This window comes from Enterobacteriaceae bacterium Kacie_13 (assembly GCA_013457415.1).
GTDB lineage: Bacteria > Pseudomonadota > Gammaproteobacteria > Enterobacterales > Enterobacteriaceae > Rahnella.
Map to the genome: position 1 here is coordinate 4,478,133 of CP045665.1, position 20,731 is coordinate 4,498,863.

The following is a 20,731-nucleotide window of genomic DNA, read 5'->3' on the forward strand; positions in this document are numbered from 1 at the left end:
GAGCTTAAAAACGGCGGGTATCCTACCCACACCCGCCGTTCATCATTCTTTTCCGTTATTCTTCCAGCCCCCTGTTCTTCAGCATCGGCTCAATAGACGGTGCTTTACCGCGCCATGTTTCATAGAGTTTTTCCAAATCTTCGCTGTTACCGCGCGAGAGGATTTGATCGCGGAATTTCTGCCCATTCTCCCGCGTCAGCCCCCCCTGCTCGGTGATACCCGCGAAGGCATCGTCGGCCAGCATTTCGGTCCACAGGTAGGCGTAATACCCGGCGGCGTAACCATTACCCCAAATGTGCTGGAAGTAGCTGGAACGGTAACGCGGCGGAACGTAAGCCAGATTGACTTTGTCCTTAGCGAGGGAATCGGCTTCAAACTTATCGACATCCTGCTCCGGATCGTTCGCGCTCAGGCTGTGCCAGTGCATATCGAGCAACGCCGCGGCCAGCAGTTCGGTCATGTCATAGCCTTTATTAAACTTATTGGCCTTCTCGATTTTGTCCTGCAATGCCTGCGGCATCACTTCACCGGTCTGATAATGTTTAGCGAAGTGAGTAAACACTTTTGGATCACTCGCCCAGTGCTCGTTGAACTGCGACGGGAATTCAACAAAATCGCGTGGCGTCGCAGTGCCGGACAGGCTCGGATATTGCTGATCGGCAAACAGGCCGTGCAGGGTGTGGCCGAACTCATGGAACATCGTGATCACGTCATCCCACGACAGCAACGCCGGTTGCCCCGCCGCCGGTTTCTGGAAATTAGCTACGTTGTAAATCACCGGTTTGGTGCCCAGCAGTCTGGACTGATCGACGTAGTTACTCATCCACGCGCCACCGCCTTTATTATCGCGCTGGAAATAGTCTGCGTAGAACAGTGCCATCGATTTACCGTCTTTATCGAACACCTCAAAAACGCGCACATCCGGGTTATAGACCGGCAGATCCTTGCGCTCTTTAAAAGTGATGCCGTACAACAGGTTCGCTGCATAGAAGACGCCGTTTTCCAGCACATTATTCAGCTCAAAATAGGGTTTGATCTGCGCGTCGTCGAGGTCATATTTCTCTTTGCGTACCTGCTGGGCATAAAACTGCCAGTCCCACGCTGCGACTTTAAAATCGCCGTGCTGTTTATCAATCTGCGACTGAATATCTTTCGCCTCACGCTCTGCACGGGCGGTCGCTGCCGGAACAATTTTGTGCATAAAATCCAGCGCAGCCTGAGGCGTTTTCGCCATCTGGTCTTCCAGTTTCCAGGCGGCATAGCTCGGGAACCCCAACACTTTGGCCTGTTCGGCGCGGACTTTGGCCAGTTTCGAAATCAGCTCGCGGGTATCATTCTTGTCACCATACTCAGCACGCCTGACAGAGGCGTCATATAACCCTTTGCGAACGTCACGATCCTTCAGCGACTGCAACAACGGTTGCTGCGTGGTGTTTTGCAACACCAGCAGCCAGGCATTATCCAGCTTGCGGTCCTTCGCCGCCTGAGCCGCTGCGGCAATCTCGGCATCACTCAGCCCGGCCAGCTGACTTTTATCCTTAAGCATCAGCCCGCCATTCTTGGTCGCTGCCAGCAATTTATTGGTGAACTGGGTGCTGAGCGTCGCCGCCTGCTGATTAAGGGCTTTAAGTTTGTCTTTATCCGCATCGGACAGATTCGCGCCCGACAGCTCAAAATCCTTGTATGTCACCTCGATCAGACGCTGAGATTCGGCATCGAGTTTTAGCGACGCGCGCTGATCGTAGACCGCTTTCAGCCGCGCAAATAACTTGCTGTTGAGATGAATGGTGTCTTCCATCGCGGCGAGCTTCGGCGACATGTCTTCATCTATTTTTTGCAGCGTATCGTCGGTATTCGCCCCGGTCATCGCGCCAAAGATGTTCTGCACGCGCTGCAACATCACCCCGGATTTTTCCAGCGCGACGTACGTATTCTCAAACGTCGGCGGGGAAGTGTCGTCGGCAATTTTATCCACTTCAGCCAGTTTCTGACGAATACCTTCAAGCAGCGCAGGTTCATAATCGCTGTCTTTATAGAGAGTAAATTGCGGTGCCTGATACTCAAGCGGGCTGGGTTTTAAAAACGGATTATCGGCGTTGATAGCGTGATTCATGACGTGCTCCTGCGTGGCGGGCGGCGCGGATTCTGCCGCCATTGCGTACTGGCTGAGCGCCAGACTGGTTGCCATAAAGAGGATGGACAGACGCATTTCAGTCTTCCTTAGCTGATTGAAAGATGTACTCCGTTAAGTCATTGAGAATAGTCACCTGACCGCGATTCGGCAAAGTGAATACTTAAGTAAATCGTGTTATTACGAGGCAGGTTCCATATTTTCGATCTGTATTTTCTGTCAGGATAAGGCTCTTCGCGGCGGGAAAAATGACAGAGAATGAGATGATTAAAGACCAGACTTTCAGCGACCAGCGGTTTAGCCAGAAACAGCTGACGGGCGAAACATTTCATGACTGCCGGTTTTTGCGCTGCCGTTTCGACAGCACTGATCTGTCTGAAATCGCCTTTGTGAACTGTATTTTCTACGATGATGAAACGCAGGCAGGCTGCTCTTTTCAGCATGCACAGCTGAAAGACGCCAGTTTCAAAAACTGCGATTTAACCATGGCCGATTTCAAGAATATTCAGGCGCTGAGTCTGGAGATCCGCGAATGCAAAGCCACAGGCGCAGATTTCAGCGGTGCCAGTTTTATGAATATGATCACCTCACGCACCTGGTTTTGCAGCGCGTTCATGACTAAAAACAACTTCAGCTACGCGAACTTCAGCAAAGTCATTCTGGAGAAATGTGAGCTGTGGGAAAACCGCTGGACCGGCGCGAATGTGCAAGGCGCGAACCTCAGCGGCTCCGATCTTTCCGGCGGTGAATTCACTGAATTCGACTGGAACAATGTGAACATCACCCATTGTGACCTGACGAACTCAGACCTTGGCGAACTGAATCTCCGCAAGGTCGATCTCGACGGCGTGAAAATCGATGACTGGCAGCAAAGTCATTTGCTGGAGAAATTAGGCGTGATTGTGATTCATTCGAAGTAAGGAAGTTTGTCCCTTACGCCGAATGACTGCCATTGAGCAGAACCGCCGCCATACTATCGAGATGAGTTTTAATTTTCTCCCAGTGCGGCATGACCTGCTTCATCAGCCGGTAAAACTGTTCGCTGTGGTTATGTTCTGCCAGATGACAAAGCTCATGCAAAATCACGTAGTCAATACTTTCACGCGGCGCTTTCACCAGATGCGGGTTCAGAGTGATGCGCCCCTGCGGTGAACAACTTCCCCACTGAGTTTGCATGGTTTGCACACGTAAAGGTGGCCGCTCACTGACCCATAGCGCCTGCCCGAGCATTTCCTCCAGCCTTCTGGCAAATACCTCTTTCGCGCGGTCTTTGTACCATTCATTGAGCAAAACGCGGATGCGCTCGGGATTCTTTTCCCGCACTGTAATTTCAAGCTTACCGCGCAGCATTTTGACCCGTGGCTTCTCTTGCGGCTCCACCAGGATTTTCAGCATATATTGTTTGCCGAGATAATAATGGCTTTCACCGCTGATATATTGCCGTTCGGTCAGATGCTCCTGCTGGGCGCGAAAATCCCGCAGTTGTTGCCAGATCCAGCGTCCGCGTTTTTTAACCGCACCGAGCACTTCTTCATCGGAACTGTTTTCCGGCGCAGCCACCTGCACCCGACAATCCGGATGCACTTTGATCAACACCTTACTTATCTGACTGCGCCGGGTGCTGATTTCAAAGCAAATGCGCTCATCGCCATAGTGAAAGCACCGATCAGGCGAATATTTACGTGGCCGGGGAACCGCAATTCTTACGCTCATATTTCCCTTATATGCCAGATAAGCCAACGCGGGTGATTTGCACCACGCTTTCGACAATCATATTCACCTGATGGATACCTGCGCCCACCCGTTTGCATTCATGAAACAACATCGTGAGCAGGTTTTTGCGGATCTCCGCTTCAATATTTTGCGTGTTAATCGAGTTTTCAGTCACCGCGCGATCGACTGCTGTATCAACGATAAAAGCCAGTTCTACCCATTTCTTTTCGATCTGTTGATCCGCACCAGCAAAAACTTGCGGCAGCGTTTTTTTAAAGACGCCGTAATAGGCCTGCGCGTGTTTATTGCTGCCAAAGGCATCGGGGATATCCTGCAACCGGCGGTTTTCGACATCCTGCATAAACTCGGTGTAGAGCAAATATTGTTTTGCCGGATGATCGAACTGTTTTTCCGCTTCCTCAATGGTTTTTAATAACAGAACAGAGAATTTTTCCCGCGCATACGGGTCGTCATGCAACTCCTGCTCAATCATTTTCGTCACACGGGTTTTGATAATATCGGTTTCGTTACGCGTTTTATCTTCAGACCAGGAGGTATCCGGCGCTTTAGGTTTTTGCCGCCCCATTTTTGACACGTCGTACACGGCCTCGGGCTCTTGGATCTGCACGCCAACGACATGCTTATCCAGCAGTTTTTTCACCTGTTCGGCGTACTCGTCATAATCTACCGTTTCACCCGCATCTTCTTTAATCTGCCGGCGTAACTGCGAAAGCTGCCTCACCGTATCTTTGTAATGATTCCGGTCAGCATCGGTAAAATCGTTGTCCTCGAAGAACGTCGCTGACTGCAAAGCCACTTTCAGGCAACTGGCAAACTCACTCAGTGCCTCGTAGAAATCTTCACGTGCCTTCAGGTGAATATCGACAAACTCGCCGTTGCGCTGCTCCATTTTAGGTACCAGAGCCTGACGCAGTTGCTCGGTATCGCTTTTATTCGGCACCGCGTCAAAGATTGCCCACAGCGTTCTGTACAGCAGCGGCAGGCGCTTGTATTCACTGCTCATCTGATGATAAAGGCCGTCGATGTCGTTGATGTCATAGCCGCCCTGCGTACGGGAGGCCAGATCCTGATATTTGGCAATGGTCGTGTCCAGCTCAGCCAGTACCCCGCGATAGTCGATTAGCAGCCCTTCTTTCTTTTTATCATGCAGACGGTTTACGCGGGCAATGGCCTGGATCAGATTATGCCCTTTGAGGGATTTATCGATGTACAGCACGGTGTTCAGCGGTTCATCAAAACCGGTGAGTAATTTATCCACCACGATCAGCAGCTTCAGATTTTCATCTTTCTCGAACCGGCCGATCAACCGCTGAGTATATTTCCGCTCATCCTGATTACCGACATTATCCTTCCACCACTTCGACACTTCCGGCAGCGTTGCCTCATCGATAGCGGTATTGCCTTCGCGGGTATCCGGCGGGCTCATCACAACGGCAGATTCAAATAAACCGGCTTCATCAAGATACTGCTTAAATTTGATGGCGGAGAGTTTGCTGTCACACGCCAGCTGACCTTTCAGGCCCCCGGTAATGTGTTTACTAAAGTGGTTAGCGACGTCCAGCGCAATCAGACGGATACGGTCATCAGCGCTTTGCACCGCGCCTTTACGGGAATATTTACGCTTCAGGTCAGCACGCTGCGCATCGCTCAGCCCCACGGTGATACGGTCAAACCAGCTGTCGACGGCTTTCTCATTCACATTCAGTTCCGGTTTGCGCTCTTCATATAACAGTGGCGTGACGGCTTTATCTTCCACCGCGCGCTGCATGGTATAGGCGTGAACAATCGGGCCGAATTTGTTAGTTGTTTTATCGTCTTTAAGCAGAGGCGTACCGGTAAAGGCCACGAAAGCCGCGTTAGGCAGCGCCATCTTCATGCGGATGTGATTTTCACCGCCCTGACTGCGGTGGCCTTCGTCGATCAGCACCACGATATTGGCATCGTCGTTATGGCACTCGGGTAATTCGGTTGCCGAGGTAAATTTCTGGATCAGTGAGAAGATAATCCGCTGTTTACCCTGGCCGATTTGCTCCGCCAGACGCGCGCCTGACGTTGCCATCGCAAGCTTATAATCATTTTTCCCCGCCAACTCACCGCCCGACACGAAGCTTTTGCTGAGCTGGCTTTGCAGATCCACGCGGTCTGTGACGACGATGAAACGGCAGGCTTTCAGTGATTCATCTAACAACAGCGCTTTGCTGAACAGTACCATCGTCAGGGATTTGCCCGAACCGGTGGTATGCCAGATAACGCCCCCTTCACGGCCACCCTGCGCATTTTTGAGCTTGATGCGATCGGTGAGCCGTTTGATACCAAACACCTGCTGATAGCGGGCAATCACCCGGCCCACTTTTGTGTCAAACAGCGTATACAGGCGGGTCATCTCCAGCAAACGTACCGGAAGCAGCAGGCTGATGAGCATTTGATCCTGCCCGGTCACCGCCAGCTGACCGCCGGAAATCAGGTTCTGATACCAGTCTAAATCTTCCGGCTTACGGTGACTGAACAGGCCGCGGACCTGCTGCGGGTTCAGTTTTTTGTTCTTCACCGCCAGCATTTCAGCGTCAGTGATGTCCTCTTCGCGCCAGCCACCCCAGAATTTCAGCGGCGTTCCGCAAGTCGCATAACGCCCGTCGTTGCCATTAATGGAGAGCAGAATCTGGCTGTAAACGAACAGATGCGGGATTTCGTCGTGCATCTGATTACGCAGGTTTTGGGAAATACCTTCTTCGATAGTTGGCCCTTTTTTGCCCTGGCTGACCGGGCGCTTCGCCTCAATCACCACCATCGGAATGCCGTTCACAAAACCGACGATATCTGGTTTGCGACAATCATAATGCGACGAACCTATGCCACCGGTGCGGGTCACGCGAAACTCTTCGGTGACCAGAAAGCTGTTATTAGCGATATTTTTCCAGTCCACCAGTTCAACGGTCTGGCTGGTTTTCCTGCCATTGACAAACTCGGTAACGGTAATGCCATACAACAAATGGTTATGCATCCGCTGATTCGCCAGCCTGAGCCCTTCGTTTAGCGCCGGGCTGCACACTTCGCTGATGATATTTTCGATAGATTTTTCAGAAAGGGGATGCTCAGAACCGGCGTAATGGAAACGGCGGGTTTTCAGCACCCGGTGCAATTCATCACGCAATACCACCTGATCCAGCTTGCCACCGCGTGCCGCCAGCGCCTGTTCGGGCGAAAGAAACGCCCAGCCCATGTTGGTCATCAGCGTCAGCGCCGGTAATTTGGCGATGTACTCTTCTTCAAACTTTGGCAGGGGTTGTGGTTCAGGCTGTGACATCAGTTAGTCCTTTTTCTTTTGTAAACGTTTCTCGAGTTGATCCAGCTGTTCCAGCTCAGCCCTGTCAGCTTCCAGTGCATCCTGCTTTTTACGCTGCTGATCAAATACTTCATAGCATTCATGTGCTTTTAACGTCATTTGGTCACGGCTTATTGAACCCGCACGTTTTAATATTGGTTGATCGTTAAATGCCATGAACTTATCGATGTACTCCTGCCAGTCACTCAAAACTAAATGTTGTTTCCTCTCGGCACGGAATTCTGCGAATTCAAAGAACATGGAAACCTGCCGGTTGAGGCTGTCCAGTTCATCGTTATTCAGATAATTTTTCGCTACCACAACATCCGCTTTGCGCACACGCTGCCCTTTGAAACTGAATAAGTTCATATTCGGTTTATTTGGGTCTGCTCTTTGTACAATTAACTCGGCGGCTGTAAAACCCGTTACGGCAAAAAACAACTTATTTTGGACTTCGGCGAATAATAATGACGTCTCTTTTTCATTGGCCCGGTAATCTTCAGACAATGCCAGCAAATCGCGTATTTTTTGATAGAAACGTAATTCGGAAGAACGAATTTCGCGAATACGTTCAAGGAGCTCATCGAAGTAATCCCATTTGGGATCTTTAAGGCGCTCGTCATCCATTACGACGCCTTTAGACAAATATTCACCCAAAGTATGCGTCGCCCAGCGTCTGAACTGAGTGCCCCGCGTCGAACGTACCCGATAGCCTACGGCGAGGATCAATGGCAGTGCATAAAGCTGGGTCAGATACTCTTTTCCGTCACCCGCAGTTGTCAACTTACGGTTGACAACTGCCTCCTCAAGCAGCTCCTGCTCTGAGAAAATGCTTTTCACATGCTTACTGATATTTTGCTTAGTGGTCTGGTAAAGCTCCGCCATTTCCAGCTGTGTCAGCCAAACCTGCCCCCCCAGCTGACGCAGAGTAAACTGCGCCAATCCATCTTCGCTGGTATACAAAATTACATCATTTTCAGGCATCCATGCATTCCTCTGTAGCGTTAATTTTCACCCGGCGCTTACCGGTCAGCAATTGCTGCATCAGCGCGGTTTTTTCCTGTTTCAGGAACACCAGTTTCTTTTTCAGCAGTTCAATTTCGTTATCGGCAGCGGTGAGGACGGCGGCAATTTTTTGTTGTTCTGGGAGTGGGGGGAGTTTTAGCGGAAACTGTTTCAAATAATCTGTAGTAACGCGTTTTTGTCCAGCAGAACCTTGCATATTGGCTTCTCCACGTACGCGAAATTCATCTGTATTTGTAACGTAATAGACAAATTTTGAATATGTGTTTTTTTTAGCATGTAAAACATGAAACTCTGTACTACCAAACCCAACGCCATTTTTTAATTCATCTAAATAAGCCCCCTTACCGTTTTCAAAACAAGGGGTAATTTTAGCAACTAAAACATCATTATCAGAAAATGAAGTAAATCCTTTCTCAACATCATCATAATTTCTTACTTCTGTTCTAATTAACTTTGCATCTTCTGAAACTGAATCCATCGAGATGAAAGATACTAATCCCCCCTCTGGACGTGATGCTTTCTTAGGGTTGATATAGCAGGCATCTCCCAAGGTAGAGTTAATCAACTCCCCCTCAAACCCCGGCAACCGCTTCTTACCCGTCAACAAACTCTGCATTAGCGCTTTTTTCTGCTGCTGACTGTTGCCGATCAGTTTTTCAGTGGTCGCAATCGCCTTATCCCAGGTTGAGAGGATTTTGGCGATTTTGGTTTGTTCTTTATAAGGAGGTACAAAAACTTTTATCGCATGCAGATCATTCCTATTAACACCAGGAACACCTGTCTTATCACTAAATTTTTTATAATCGATACTACTGAGCAGGTAATAGAGATATTTTGGCTCATTTCCATGAAAATTTTTAACCCACAAGGAAGTGTTTAATGGCCAAAAATCTTCCTCAATAAAATACACATCACCGATTGAGCCATATCGACCTGTGACAATTCCTGGAGACATTGCTCTAGGCTCATTATGGAAACCGGAATAGCCTCCCGAAGAAATGATCGGAATATTACCGTCGACTCGATCTTTTGCGGGCAGATCAAATCCACGCTGTAACTCTGCCACTTCACCTAAACTTTTAAGCTCCCACCCCGCCGGAACCTTACTCATAACCCAGCTCCTGCAGATAACCCGCCATTTCCGCTTCCAGCGCATTTAACTGGGCGGTTAATGCCAGACGCTCTTCGCGCACTGCGACCAAGTCGATTTCATCTTCTTCTTCGAAAGTATCGACATAGCGCGGAATATTCAGGTTGTAGTCGTTATCCTGAATCTCTTTCAGGCTGGCGATATAGGCGTATTTCTCGACAGAGCCGCCTTCACGGTAAGTCGCAATGATTTTTTTAATATTTTCCGGGCTGAGTTCGTTCTGGTTTTTCCCGGATTTATATTCCCGGCTGGCATCGATAAACAGCACGTTGCTGTCGATTTTATTCTTTTTAAAGATCAGGATCGCCGCCGGAATACCGGTGCCGTAAAACAGTTTTTCCGGCAGGCCGATCACCGCGTCGAGCAGGTTTTCTTCGATCAGCTGCTGGCGAATTTTCCCTTCACTGGATCCACGAAACAAGACGCCGTGCGGGACAACGACACCCATACGCCCGGTGACGGGTTTGAGCGTTTGGATCATATGCGAGATAAACGCATAGTCGCCTTTGGTCTTTGGCGGTACACCTCGGTGGAAGCGTTCAAATTTATCTGATGCCGCATCGTCGTGGCCCCACTTATCCAGGCTGAACGGTGGGTTGGCGGTAACGATATCAAACAGCATCAGATCGCCGTTTTTATCCAGCAATTTCGGGTTGCGGATGGTGTCGCCCCACTCGATTTTGTGGTTGTCTTCGCCGTGCAGAAACATGTTCATTTTCGCCAGCGCCCAGGTGGAGCCAATGGCTTCCTGACCGTACAGCGCATAATGCTTTGAACCGTGATTGGTGCGCACGCGGGCACCGCATTTGATCAACAAAGATGCGGAACCACAGGCCGGGTCACAAATGCTGTCACCCGGCTGCGGGTCTAACAGTTCAGAGATCAAATCAGAGACTTCCGGCGGGGTATAAAACTCACCGGCCTTCTGCCCGCCGCTGGCGGCAAATTTCTTGATCAGATATTCATAGGCGTTGCCGATCACATCCAGTGTGCCGACGCGGCTCGGCTTGAGATTCAGCTCGGGTTTATCGAAGTGTTCGACCAGCTCACGCAGAATGCCGTTCTTCTGCTTCTCCTCGCCCAGTTTGTCGGTGTTGAAAGAGATATCCTGAAACACGCTTTTCCCGGCATCTTTCAGTTTGGTACCGTTGGCTTCTTCAATGGCGTGCAGCGCCTTATCGATACGCTCACCATTGCCCGGCTCATAGCGGCTGGCATAAATGGCGTAATAGCTGGCGTCTTTCGGCAGAACAAAGCGCTCACTTTTCATCAGCGCCTCAATCAGCTCCGGCGAGTCGCCGTGCTCTTTGGCGTAAGTGTCGTAATGATCCTGCCAGACGTCGGAAATGTACTTCAAAAACAGCATGGTGAGGATGAAATCTTTGTAGGTGTCCGCGCTGATGGTGCCACGGAAGGTATCGCAGGCGTCCCAAAGGGCTTTGTTAATATCGTCTTGTTTTACTTTATCGTTCATTGGGTCCGTCACTTGTTATCGTTCGGTAATAAGCATGGCGGCATTCTACCCTCATCGCCACCGGGTCAAAATAGCGGTTTGACCTGTTCGGAAAAATGCCCGCCAAAAAAGTGCGCCTCTTTCCTCACGCGTCATCAGAAACCCTTCGCAATATGCTATAACAGCCATTCGCTTTAGCCACTAAATTAACCTCATGAAAGATAATAGTATTTACTCTCCTCAGGCCTCTGTGCCGGAACAATCCAGGGTGCTGGGCTGGTCTGATTTATTCTCACTTTGGTTCTCTTTAGGTATGGGCCTGATGGTATTGCAGGCAGGGGCGATTCTGGCACCGGGTCTGGGGCTCGCGGGATCGCTGGCGGCTATTGTGCTGGGTTCCACGGTCGGCGTGGCACTGCTGGCACTGGTCGGGGTGATCGGCGGACAGACGGGTTTGTCGTCGATGTCATCGCTGAGGCTGACCCTCGGTAAACGCGGCGTAGCGTTGCCGGTGGTGTTTAATCTAATCCAACTGGTCGGCTGGGGGGCGTTCGAAATCGTCGTCATGCGCGATGCGGCCACTCTTCTGGCAAAACGGGCGTGGGGCGATGGCGGTTTGTGGGCCAATCCGACACTCTGGACATTTATCTTTGGCGCAATCGCCACGCTGCTGGCGGCAAGCGGGCCTCTGGCATTTATCCGCGTGGTGCTGCGTCGCTGGGGGATCTGGTTGCTTCTGGCGAGCTGCGCGTGGCTGACCGGTTATCTGTTCCTGCATGCGGATTTATCCACGCTCTGGCACAAAGCGGGAGATGGTTCGATGCCGTTCGCGCTGGCCTGCGACATCGTGGTATCAATGGCGTTTTCGTGGCTGCCGCTGGTGTCGGATTACACCCGGTTTGGTAAGTCGGCGCGGCAAAACTTCTGGGGAACAGCGTGCGGATATTTTCTCGGCAGCGTGTGGATGATGTCGCTCGGCGTCGCGTATACGCTGGCGTTTGTCAGCACATCGACCGACGCTAACGCTCTGCTGCTGGCACTTTCTGGCGTTGCGCTGGGTATTCCCCTGCTGCTCATTCTGGTGGATGAGCATGAAAATGCCTTTGCCGATATTCACTCGGCGGCGGTTTCTGCGGGTACTTCCGTACCCGTCGGAATCGGTAAGCTGACGCTTGGCATCGGCCTGTTGTGTACGCTGATTGCCTGGTCGGTGCCGCTGACGCAATACGAAAACTTCCTGCTGCTGATTGGTTCGGTCTTTGCGCCGTTGTTCGGCGTGGTGCTGACACATCATTTTGTTCTGCGCCGTCAGACCAAAGAAAACCTGAACCTGCGTTCTGTCGCGGCCTGGTTTACGGGTATCGCGGTCTATCATCTGATGGCCAATCTGCTGCCTGACGTGGGGGCGACTATTCCGTCGCTGCTGGTGGCAGGGCTGGTGTGCTGGGGATTGGGGCGTAAAAGCTGAACTAAGAAAACCGCCCCGAAGGGCGGTTATGTCTAGTGAATTATTTCAACTTACCCTGCCCGAGAAAGTCGTTATACAACATATAAAGATGCGCTGCGCTCCATGAGAAATTGGGTGCCCCCTGCTGCTGGCCGTTAAGCGGATTGTAGTTTTCGCGGATCGGGCCGTCAGTCATCAGCCCGTCTGCATGGTCGAAGAAGGTCTGTGCCATCACAACCGCATCATCGCGATAGCCATACTGCTCCATACCTTTTAAGCCGAAATAAAGCTGATCGACCCATACGCGGCCACGCCAGTAGATGTCCGCGCCGAACGCCGGATTGGTCAGCGCGGCGGTGCCGAGCGGCACATAGGTGTTGAATTCTTTCGGGTCTTTCATCACTTTCACCACGGCGTCAGCGTGAGCCTGAGTCGCCGCACCGTTGAACAACGCAGACCAGCCTTCGGGGCCTTTGCCACGTTCGACAATCGGCTTGCCGGCGCAGCCGTTTGCCAGTGGTTTGTCTTCAATCCTGATGTCATAGAAGAAGCCGCTATGGCTGTCGAACATGCAGGTATTGATGTAACCGGCCAGTTTCCCGGCTTTACTGCGAAAAGCCTCCGCTTCGGATTTCTTGTCGAGAATGTCTGCCATTTCAGCCAGATATTTATTGTCGCTGAACATATAGCTGGCTTCGTCCACCGACTCCTGCAACAGCGAATACCCCAACAGCGTGCCGTCGGCGGCGCGGTTTTCGGCGAAGCTAACCTGCCAGTCCTGCTTTTTACCGCCATTTTTGACGTATTTTTCCAGCTGTTCGGCATCGATAAAGCCAAAAGCGGCGGCATCATCACGGCCTGATTCCCACGAAGCAGCTACTTGCGCCGGGATCTCAATGCTGTCGTACTTGCCGGACTTCACCACACGATCGTAGTTTTTCAGCCCGGATTCTGCCTGCTCTTCTTTCCCCTCTTTGACGGTAAACAGCATCCTGCCGTCGGCGGTGTTATGCGCTTTATCGCGCGTTGCGCCATATTCCGGCACGCCGTTATGATTGTGATCGCGGTTGCGCAGCCACCAGTCGTGATAAGCCACCAGCTTCGGATACATCTCGGCCAGCCACGTTTTATCGCCAGTAGTTTTGTAGACCTCCATCACCGACCACGCCGCCAGACTCGGCTTGGTGTTGCGCTCATTCCAGTTGGTCCCGTCTCCGCCGCGCTCGGCGCTCGGGTTGTAGGCAATTAGATCGGGAACAAATCCGGCATCCCACGGACGCACCGGATCGCCGGGCTGGATCTGAAACGCAAACACCGCGCGGATATTGTTTTTCGCCACGTCCGGGTTGAAATGCGCCATCGCGTACGCTTGTTTCCATGTGTCCCACGGCCAGGTCTGATTACCGGAGAACCAGCGGCCCGTCACCGACGGCGTAACCGAATCAAATTTCATCACCCCCGCCGCACCGCGCCAGTTACCGTTCAGAGTTTCGATGGCTTTCACCGCCACACGTTCCTGCGCCTGAGTCGCGTGAGTGTTGGTCAGCCCTTTATTCAAATACCCTTCCCAGCGCTTTTCACTTGCTGCCAGATAGGTTTGCGGATGGAGGAGAATATCGGCGATTTTCGGCTGTTCCTGCTGTACTTCGGCGGCGGTCAGCAGATGCGAATAAGTGGTATAAATCGTGGTGGAGCCGGAAATAGCCGCCTTGCCGGTAAACTGATGGCCATCAACGGACGTCTGCATTGGCAGAGATTTATGGATCTGATATTCAGACTCTCCGGACGTCATAAGGCTCGAAGGCGCACGCACTTTTCCGAAGGTGACCCGCAACCCGTCAGCCGTCGGGAGAATTTTGCGCGTATAGCCGGGATATTCCTGTTCGATGGTTTTATCCGACTGCGGTTTGCCTTCCTGTGCGTGAAGTTTCTCCAGAAGCTGGCCGTCCCACACCAGTTCCAGCGGGGAATCGGTGGTGATTTTGGTTTTCAGCAACGACGTGCGCGAGGTGACAAAACGCAGTGTGAAATCGATGCGGATGCCGGGTGCGGTCAGCGTCTGGACAAGCGCGCCGGGAATGCTGTACGCCGTCATGCTCAACGCGACTTTCTTACCGTCTTTGAAGACGGTCAGGCGGTCAAAATTTTCCGCCATAAAGTTGATGTATTCTTCCGTCAGCAGCGCCGGACCGGGGAATCCGCCCATGTTTTGCAGGCCTGCCGGTAATAAATGTCCGTGCCACGCACCGTCGTCAAATAACGGATTAAAACGCTGGTGCTCATCGAAATCATAATCGAACATATATTGCGGCGCGCCGGTGCGGTTAATGACGTTTTTATAATCCTCTGCATGCACTATTTTTGTATCATCGGCCAATGCAGTGCCGGAAATAAATAATGCCGCTGAAATCAAAAGTGTGGCGGGTTTAAGTCTGCTGACGGTTTTCATTATGATTTACCCCAATAGAAATATTGCATAAGAAATACTGAGTTACTGGCACCGGTATTGTCATTGCTCATGTAAAATTTACTGTCTAACGCCGTCGCGAAACGGCCACCGTAATATTCGTACCAGATCCCGGCCTGCGCGTAGGAAGTGGTAGTGTCCGCCGCATTATCTAAACGGTGTTCAGCGTAGCTGTACGCAGTAGATAAATAGAGGCCTGATGCGGCTTCGACCATTGCGCTGACCATCATTCCGGATTCACTGCCCGGATGATTACCCTCCCCCTTGCCTGTGTGATGCCAGACGCGCCCGGCGAGATTTTTTCCCTGTAAACCGGCGAGAAGCAGTTGCCCGGTGCCGTCGGTAAGCTCAAGGCCGTTAAGCAGCGTAAGTCCTTCCATCAGGTCATATTGCGTATAACCATTGACCATCGCCCGGTACGTGTATTTATCTGAATAGCGGTCATATTTCCCAAAATGCAGCAGCGCCTTGCTTTCATCGACGCGGCTTTCCGGCGCGGCGGTCACGCTGTAGCGGAACTTGCCGGTGAGGTTTTGTATTTTCGCTGCCTGCGTTAAATCACGCGTATTAGGGATGACGTAACCGTATTCCGGTGTGAAATCGCCCCACCATTGCAGGTCATCGAGTGAGGAATCATTGCGCATACTGAGGATCATTTCGGTGCCGTTATCCGTGCGGTAACCGCCATAAAAACGGTTCAGACCGCCTTCAAATCCGCCCCAGCTGTGGTCCGGCACCCAGGCGTTTCCGTGATGATCGGCCTGCACCGTCCAGCCTTCGCCATAAATAAGCCCGAACCAGTTGCCGTGTTTTATTTCCAGACCGCCTTCGATATAGGTGCCGTCGCTGTATTTATGCTGGTCTTTACCGCTCAAATATACGCTGCCACCGCCGCCCATTTCGCCATAAAATCGGTAGGCAGTGTTATTGGCGCTTTGTGGCGTTATTTCCGGTGGCGGTAAAACATTATGTTCAGCGGGCACGACAGATTCCTGCGCCCATGAACTCATTGGCGAGGCGAATAATAAAATCATGAACATTTTGTGGAATGATATTTTCTTCATGGTATGCGCTTCACTTAAGGTGAGTATTTAGAATTCAGAGGAACTGAGCTAAAAAGTAAAAACGCAGTCTAGTAAATATTTTACTAAATTATACTTAAATATCGGTAAAGCGTTAACCCTGTCACATTGAGATTTTGGGGGCTTACGCATCCGGGGCTGGTGTACATAAGCCGCTGATCACATTAAGCTACGGCTTTGGTTTACCTGATTATGAGACGCTGATGGCTACTTTGAAGGAAATCGCTGAGGCCGCGAACGTATCCGTTGCGACGGTTTCGCGCGTGCTAAATGACGATCCAAGCCTGAGCGTGAAAGCGCAAACCCGGCAGAACATTCTGGAAGCGGCGGAACGTCTGGAATATAAGCTGTCGCCTTCCAAACGCAACGTCACCCACCGGATGACTTTCGCTGCGCTGTTCACCTACCGTCAGGGGCTGGAAATTGATGATCCTTACTATCTTTCCATGCGCTATGGCGTTGAAACACAATGCGAAAAACTCGGTATCACGCTCATTTCAGGTTACGATTGCAATGGTGATAAACCACTGCCATCCGCTGACGGTTTTCTGGTTATCGGCCAGCCGCAGGCCACGCTGTATCAGCAACTGAGTCAGCAATCCTGCCCGGTAGTATTCATTGACGGCGTAATGGAAGACGCACAGTTTGACTGCGTGAATGTGGATCTCTTTAAAATCAGCCAGAAGGTGATCGATTTCTTCATCGGCCAGGGATATTCGCGGATCGGCTTTATTGGCGGGCGCGATCATCCGGATTTTGCCGACCAGCGTGAGCAGGCGTTTGTGGAATATGGCCGGCTGAAGAACGTCGTGCAACCGCAGGATATTTATTACGGCGATTTCACCAGCCAGTCCGGCTATCAGTGCGCGAAGAAAATGCTCGCGGAGAACGCACCCTGGCCACCGGCGTTGCTGATCGCCACCGATTCGATTGCGCTGGGTGTGACTCGCGCGTTGCTGGAACACGGCGTGAAAATCCCCGAGCAGATCGCGCTGATAAGCGTCAATGACATTCCGACCGCCCGCTTTGTTTTCCCTTCTTTATCAACGGTTCGCATTCATTCAGAAACCATGGGCGCGCAGGCAGTCAACCTGCTGACCGAGCGCCTGCGCGATGAACGCGGCGTACCGCTTTCGGTGTTTGTGCCGAGCTCTTTGCAGCTGCGCGACACTACCCGTCGTTGATCCTGTGCTTTCCCATCGCCACTCTCCGGCATCCGGCTTTCTGATGAAGAACCGCGTGCCAGAGGGATCCCTCACGATCGGTAAAATTAACTACATGATCCTCAAACATATTTTTTAATTAGTGTGATCCCTCTGACAATCGATAAATATTTTTAGTTATTTTTACTAAATATTTACTATCTTATTTCCCATAGAAATACGTCTCAGGAGAGATCACGTGAACAATTGGGAAAACATCGACAAGCAGTCCGAAAACCGTTTAGCGCCGCGCGCCCGCTTTTTCAGCTATGAAAACGCTGAGCAGGCGCGGAGCTTTGACCGCGCTGCCAGCCAGAATTTTCAGCTGCTTAGCGGTCGCTGGCAGTTCCGCTATTTTGCACATCCGGCGCTGGTGCCTGATGAATTCTACCGTCAGCCAGTGAGCGGCTGGGGCGACATCGCCGTGCCGGGTATGTGGCAGATGGAAGGCCACGGTCAGCTGCAATACACCGACGAAGGTTTCCCTTTCCCAATCGACATTCCTTTTGTGCCCACCAACAACCCGACCGGCGCGTATCAGCGAACATTTTGTCTGGATGCTTCATGGGCAGACAAACAAACAATCATCAAATTCGACGGCGTCGAAACCTACTTTGAAGTTTACGTGAACGGCCATTACATCGGTTTCAGCAAAGGCAGTCGCCTGTGCGCGGAGTTTGATATCAGCGACGTTGCACAAACAGGTGAAAACTTGCTGTCTGTGCGCGTTTTGCAGTGGGCAGATTCGACATATATTGAAGATCAGGACATGTGGTGGATGGCGGGGATATTCCGCGATGTGTATATCACCGGCCAGAACCCTGTTCATCTTCAGGATTTTTCCGTCGTCACCGCATTCGATGAAAACTTTTGTGATGCGATACTGAAAATTGATGCTGTGTTGCACAACCTTCATCAGCCCGTCACCGGTTACCGCCTGCACGCGCAGTTGTGGGATGGCGATCGCTGCGTCGCGGAGTTGTCAGCAAAAGACTTGCGTATCGGCGAGGAAACCCGTTGCCAGCTTGAGATGCCGGTCAGCCAGCCACGCCAGTGGAACGCGGAGCATCCGGCGTTGTATCAGTTGCTGCTGACGCTGTATGACGACACGGGTAAGGTGATTTCCGTGGTGCCGCAGCGCATCGGTTTTCGTGACATCACCGTGCGCGACGGGCTGTTTTACGTCAACGGGCGTTACCTGAAACTGCACGGCGTAAATCGCCACGACCACGATCACCGCACAGGACGCGCTGTCGATATGGCGCGGGTTGAGCGCGATATCATCCTGATGAAACAGCACAATATTAACTCGGTGCGCACCGCGCATTACCCCAACGATCCGCGCTTTTATGACTTGTGCGACATCTACGGTTTATTCGTGATGGCCGAAACCGATCTGGAAAGCCACGGTTTCGCCAACGTCGGCGATCTGAGCCGTATCACCGACGATCCGCGCTGGGAACATGCGTATGTCGAACGCATCGAACGGCATGTAATGGCGCAGAAAAACCATCCGTCGATAGTAATGTGGTCGCTCGGCAACGAATCCGGTTACGGCTGCAACATCCGCGCAATGGCTTCACGCTGTAAAGCCCTCGACCCGACGCGCCTCATTCATTACGAAGAAGACCGCGACGCGGAAGTCACTGACGTCATCAGCACCATGTATTCCCGCGTTCAGATGATGAACGCCTTCGGCGAATACCCGCACGCCAAACCGCGCATTCTCTGTGAATATGCCCACGCGATGGGCAACGGCCCCGGCGGACTCGCGGAATATCAGGCCGTTTTGAACCGTCACGCCAGTCTGCAAGGCCATTACATCTGGGAATGGTGCGACCACGGTCTGCTGGAAACTGCTGAGAACGGGCAGATGCGTTACACCTACGGCGGCGATTACGGCGATTATCCGAACAACTACAACTTCTGTATGGACGGTCTGATTTACCCTGATCAGACGCCTGGCCCCGGACTGCGTGAATACAAACAGGTGTTATGCCCGGTGGAAATCTGCCGCGACGGCGACGTATTGCGCGTCAAAAACCGTTACTGGTTCAGCTCACTGGAAGACATCACGCTGACGCTCACCGTGCAAATTGCCGGTCGCGGAATAGAAACCCGTGAACTTACCCTGCCGCATCTGCAACCTGGCGAATGTGAAGAAATTCCGCTGCCGCAAGTCACCGTCGGCGGCCAGGAAACGTTCCTTAATGTCAGCATCAGTAAAAACAGCCCGACCGCGTACAGCGCAGCGAATCATCCTCTGGGACATTATCAGGTGCTGTTGCAGGCCGCAGAGCCGCTGGCGGCGCTCCCGGAACCGGAAAGCCACATACCGCTGGTTTGCGACGAGCAGAAGTATCTGCTTATCGTTAGCGGTCAGGGTTTCCGGCTAGAATTTTCCCGTCTCGATGGTGAACTGAAAAGCTGGCAGGTGGAGAGCGAAGAAATCGTCGGTCGCGCGCCCACGCTCAACTTCTTCAAACCGGTGATCGACAACCATAAGCCGGAGTTTGAAGGCATCTGGCAGCCCAATCATTTACAGATCATGCAGCAGCATTTCCGCTCGCTGCACTTTGAGCGCCAGAACAGCGACGTAGTGATTGAAGTCCGCACGGTGATCGCACCCCCGGTGTTCGATTTCGGCATGCGCTGCATTTACCGCTGGCGGATATCGCCGCAGGGCTCGGTTAGTCTGGATCTTTCCGGCTCGCCCTATGGCAATTTTAGCCACGTTATCCCGAAAATCGGGCTGGATTTTGGCATCAGCCGCCGTTTCCAGCAGGTGGAATATTACGGTCGCGGGCCGGGAGAAAACTATCAGGATAGCCGTCAGGCCAACCTGATCGGCCATTACCAGCAGCCGGTCAGCAGCCTGTTTGAGAACTACCCGATGCCGCAGGACAACGGCAACCGGCAGGATATTCGCTGGCTCAGTCTGCGCGATAACACCGGCAACGGGATATTCATTCAGCCGCGTCAGCCGATCAATTTCAGCCTGTGGCCCTACAGTTCGCAAATGTTGCAGCAGGCGCAGCACATCGATGAGCTCACGTCGGACAACTGTCTGACCCTTAACCTCGACCACCAAATCATGGGGCTAGGCTCCAACTCCTGGGGCTCGGAAGTGCTCGATTCTTACCGCGTGTACTTCTCGGCATTCAGCTACGGCTTCACGCTGGTGCCGTTCCGTCAGCAGGACACCGACAGCCTGAATCTTGCAAAACTTTGCTTTCAGCCACAGGAGACAAACTGATGATTATTCTGGATTCGTTAACTGAATTTCAGCGGCTGTACGGCACAGGAAAAAAATGGCTGCGCTGCATGGAAGCGATTAATAATCTGAAAGAAATCCGCCCCGGCGTTTTTCACTCTATCGGCGATTCTCTGGTGTACCGGCTGGCGTCCGGCGCGGAACCTCAGCGGGATGAATTTGAAGGTCACCGCCGTTATTTCGATGTGCACTATTACCTCGAAGGTAGCGAAGAAATTGAATTCGCTGCCAAATCACGGCTCAACATTCTCGCGCCTTACAGCGATGAAACCGATCGTGAACTCTTCACCGGCCGCGGCGAAAAAATCACAGCGCAAAAAGGCAGCGTCATTATTTTTGAAAATCACGAAGCCAGCCGCTTCCGGCCGGAAAAAAACGTTAAAAAAGTCATCCTTAAAGTGACCATCGAAGAAAGCTATTTCTTAAACAAATAATAAAAAACT

General features: G+C 51.8%; 13 protein-coding genes. 5 read left to right on the forward strand and 8 right to left on the reverse strand.

Annotated elements, in window-relative coordinates; all coding sequences use genetic code 11:
* Nucleotides 1-55 precede the first annotated feature (55 nt).
* Complete coding sequence (gene dcp, locus GE278_20585) at nt 56-2,209, reverse strand: peptidyl-dipeptidase Dcp (protein QLK63001.1); 2,154 nt, start codon at nt 2,207-2,209, stop codon at nt 56-58.
* A 185-nt stretch (nt 2,210-2,394) separates the two neighbouring features.
* Between dcp and qnr the strand changes: the two genes are divergently transcribed.
* A complete protein-coding gene (gene qnr, locus GE278_20590; GenBank protein QLK63365.1) occupies nt 2,395-3,051 on the forward strand; it encodes a Qnr family pentapeptide repeat protein in 657 nt (218 codons plus the stop codon).
* Nucleotides 3,052-3,064: 13 nt separating this feature from the next.
* Here qnr and GE278_20595 read toward each other — a convergent pair whose 3' ends face one another.
* Genes GE278_20595 through GE278_20615 form a run of 5 tightly spaced genes read right to left on the reverse strand, consistent with a single transcriptional unit; the run spans nt 3,065 to nt 10,837 of the window.
* Nucleotides 3,065-3,844 (reverse strand): DUF45 domain-containing protein, encoded by a 780-nt coding sequence (locus tag GE278_20595; protein ID QLK63002.1) that lies wholly within the window; start codon nt 3,842-3,844, stop codon nt 3,065-3,067.
* A gap of 7 nt (nt 3,845-3,851) precedes the next feature.
* On the reverse strand, nt 3,852-7,169 hold the full coding sequence (locus GE278_20600; protein QLK63003.1) for an HsdR family type I site-specific deoxyribonuclease: 3,318 nt from the start codon (nt 7,167-7,169) through the stop codon (nt 3,852-3,854).
* 3 nt (nt 7,170-7,172) lie between these two features.
* A complete protein-coding gene (locus GE278_20605; protein QLK63004.1) occupies nt 7,173-8,171 on the reverse strand; it encodes a hydroxyacid dehydrogenase in 999 nt (332 codons plus the stop codon).
* Complete coding sequence (locus GE278_20610; protein QLK63005.1) at nt 8,164-9,369, reverse strand: restriction endonuclease subunit S; 1,206 nt, start codon at nt 9,367-9,369, stop codon at nt 8,164-8,166. Before GE278_20610 ends, GE278_20605 begins: the two co-directional genes overlap by 8 nt.
* Entirely contained in the window at nt 9,317-10,837 is a 1,521-nt protein-coding gene (locus GE278_20615; GenBank protein ID QLK63006.1) for a type I restriction-modification system subunit M, read from the reverse strand. The genes GE278_20610 and GE278_20615 overlap by 53 nt, the downstream gene beginning before the upstream one ends.
* A gap of 193 nt (nt 10,838-11,030) precedes the next feature.
* Between GE278_20615 and cytX the strand changes: the two genes are divergently transcribed.
* Nucleotides 11,031-12,284 carry a putative hydroxymethylpyrimidine transporter CytX gene (gene cytX / locus GE278_20620; protein QLK63007.1) on the forward strand — a complete coding sequence of 418 codons (1,254 nt, stop codon included), beginning with the start codon at nt 11,031-11,033 and terminating at the stop codon, nt 12,282-12,284.
* Nucleotides 12,285-12,324: 40 nt separating this feature from the next.
* Here the strand turns inward: cytX and GE278_20625 are convergent, their stop codons facing one another.
* Complete coding sequence (locus GE278_20625; protein QLK63008.1) at nt 12,325-14,712, reverse strand: alpha-glucosidase; 2,388 nt, start codon at nt 14,710-14,712, stop codon at nt 12,325-12,327.
* A complete protein-coding gene (locus GE278_20630) occupies nt 14,712-15,794 on the reverse strand; it encodes a hypothetical protein (GenBank protein QLK63009.1) in 1,083 nt (360 codons plus the stop codon). The genes GE278_20625 and GE278_20630 overlap by 1 nt, the downstream gene beginning before the upstream one ends.
* Nucleotides 15,795-15,928: 134 nt before the next feature.
* Here GE278_20630 and ebgR point away from each other — a divergent pair, with 134 nt between their 5' ends.
* The 3 genes from ebgR to GE278_20645 all read left to right on the forward strand — a co-directional run bounded on the left by ebgR (nt 15,929) and on the right by GE278_20645 (nt 20,722).
* The gene (gene ebgR / locus GE278_20635; protein QLK63010.1) at nt 15,929-16,996 is read left to right on the forward strand and encodes a transcriptional regulator EbgR; all 1,068 of its coding nucleotides are present in this window, start codon (nt 15,929-15,931) and stop codon (nt 16,994-16,996) included.
* A 217-nt stretch (nt 16,997-17,213) separates the two neighbouring features.
* Complete coding sequence (gene ebgA / locus GE278_20640) at nt 17,214-20,270, forward strand: beta-galactosidase subunit alpha (protein ID QLK63011.1); 3,057 nt, start codon at nt 17,214-17,216, stop codon at nt 20,268-20,270.
* Nucleotides 20,270-20,722, forward strand: coding sequence for a beta-galactosidase subunit beta (locus tag GE278_20645; protein QLK63012.1), 453 nt, complete (start codon nt 20,270-20,272; stop codon nt 20,720-20,722). Before ebgA ends, GE278_20645 begins: the two co-directional genes overlap by 1 nt.
* Nucleotides 20,723-20,731: the final 9 nt, after the last annotated feature.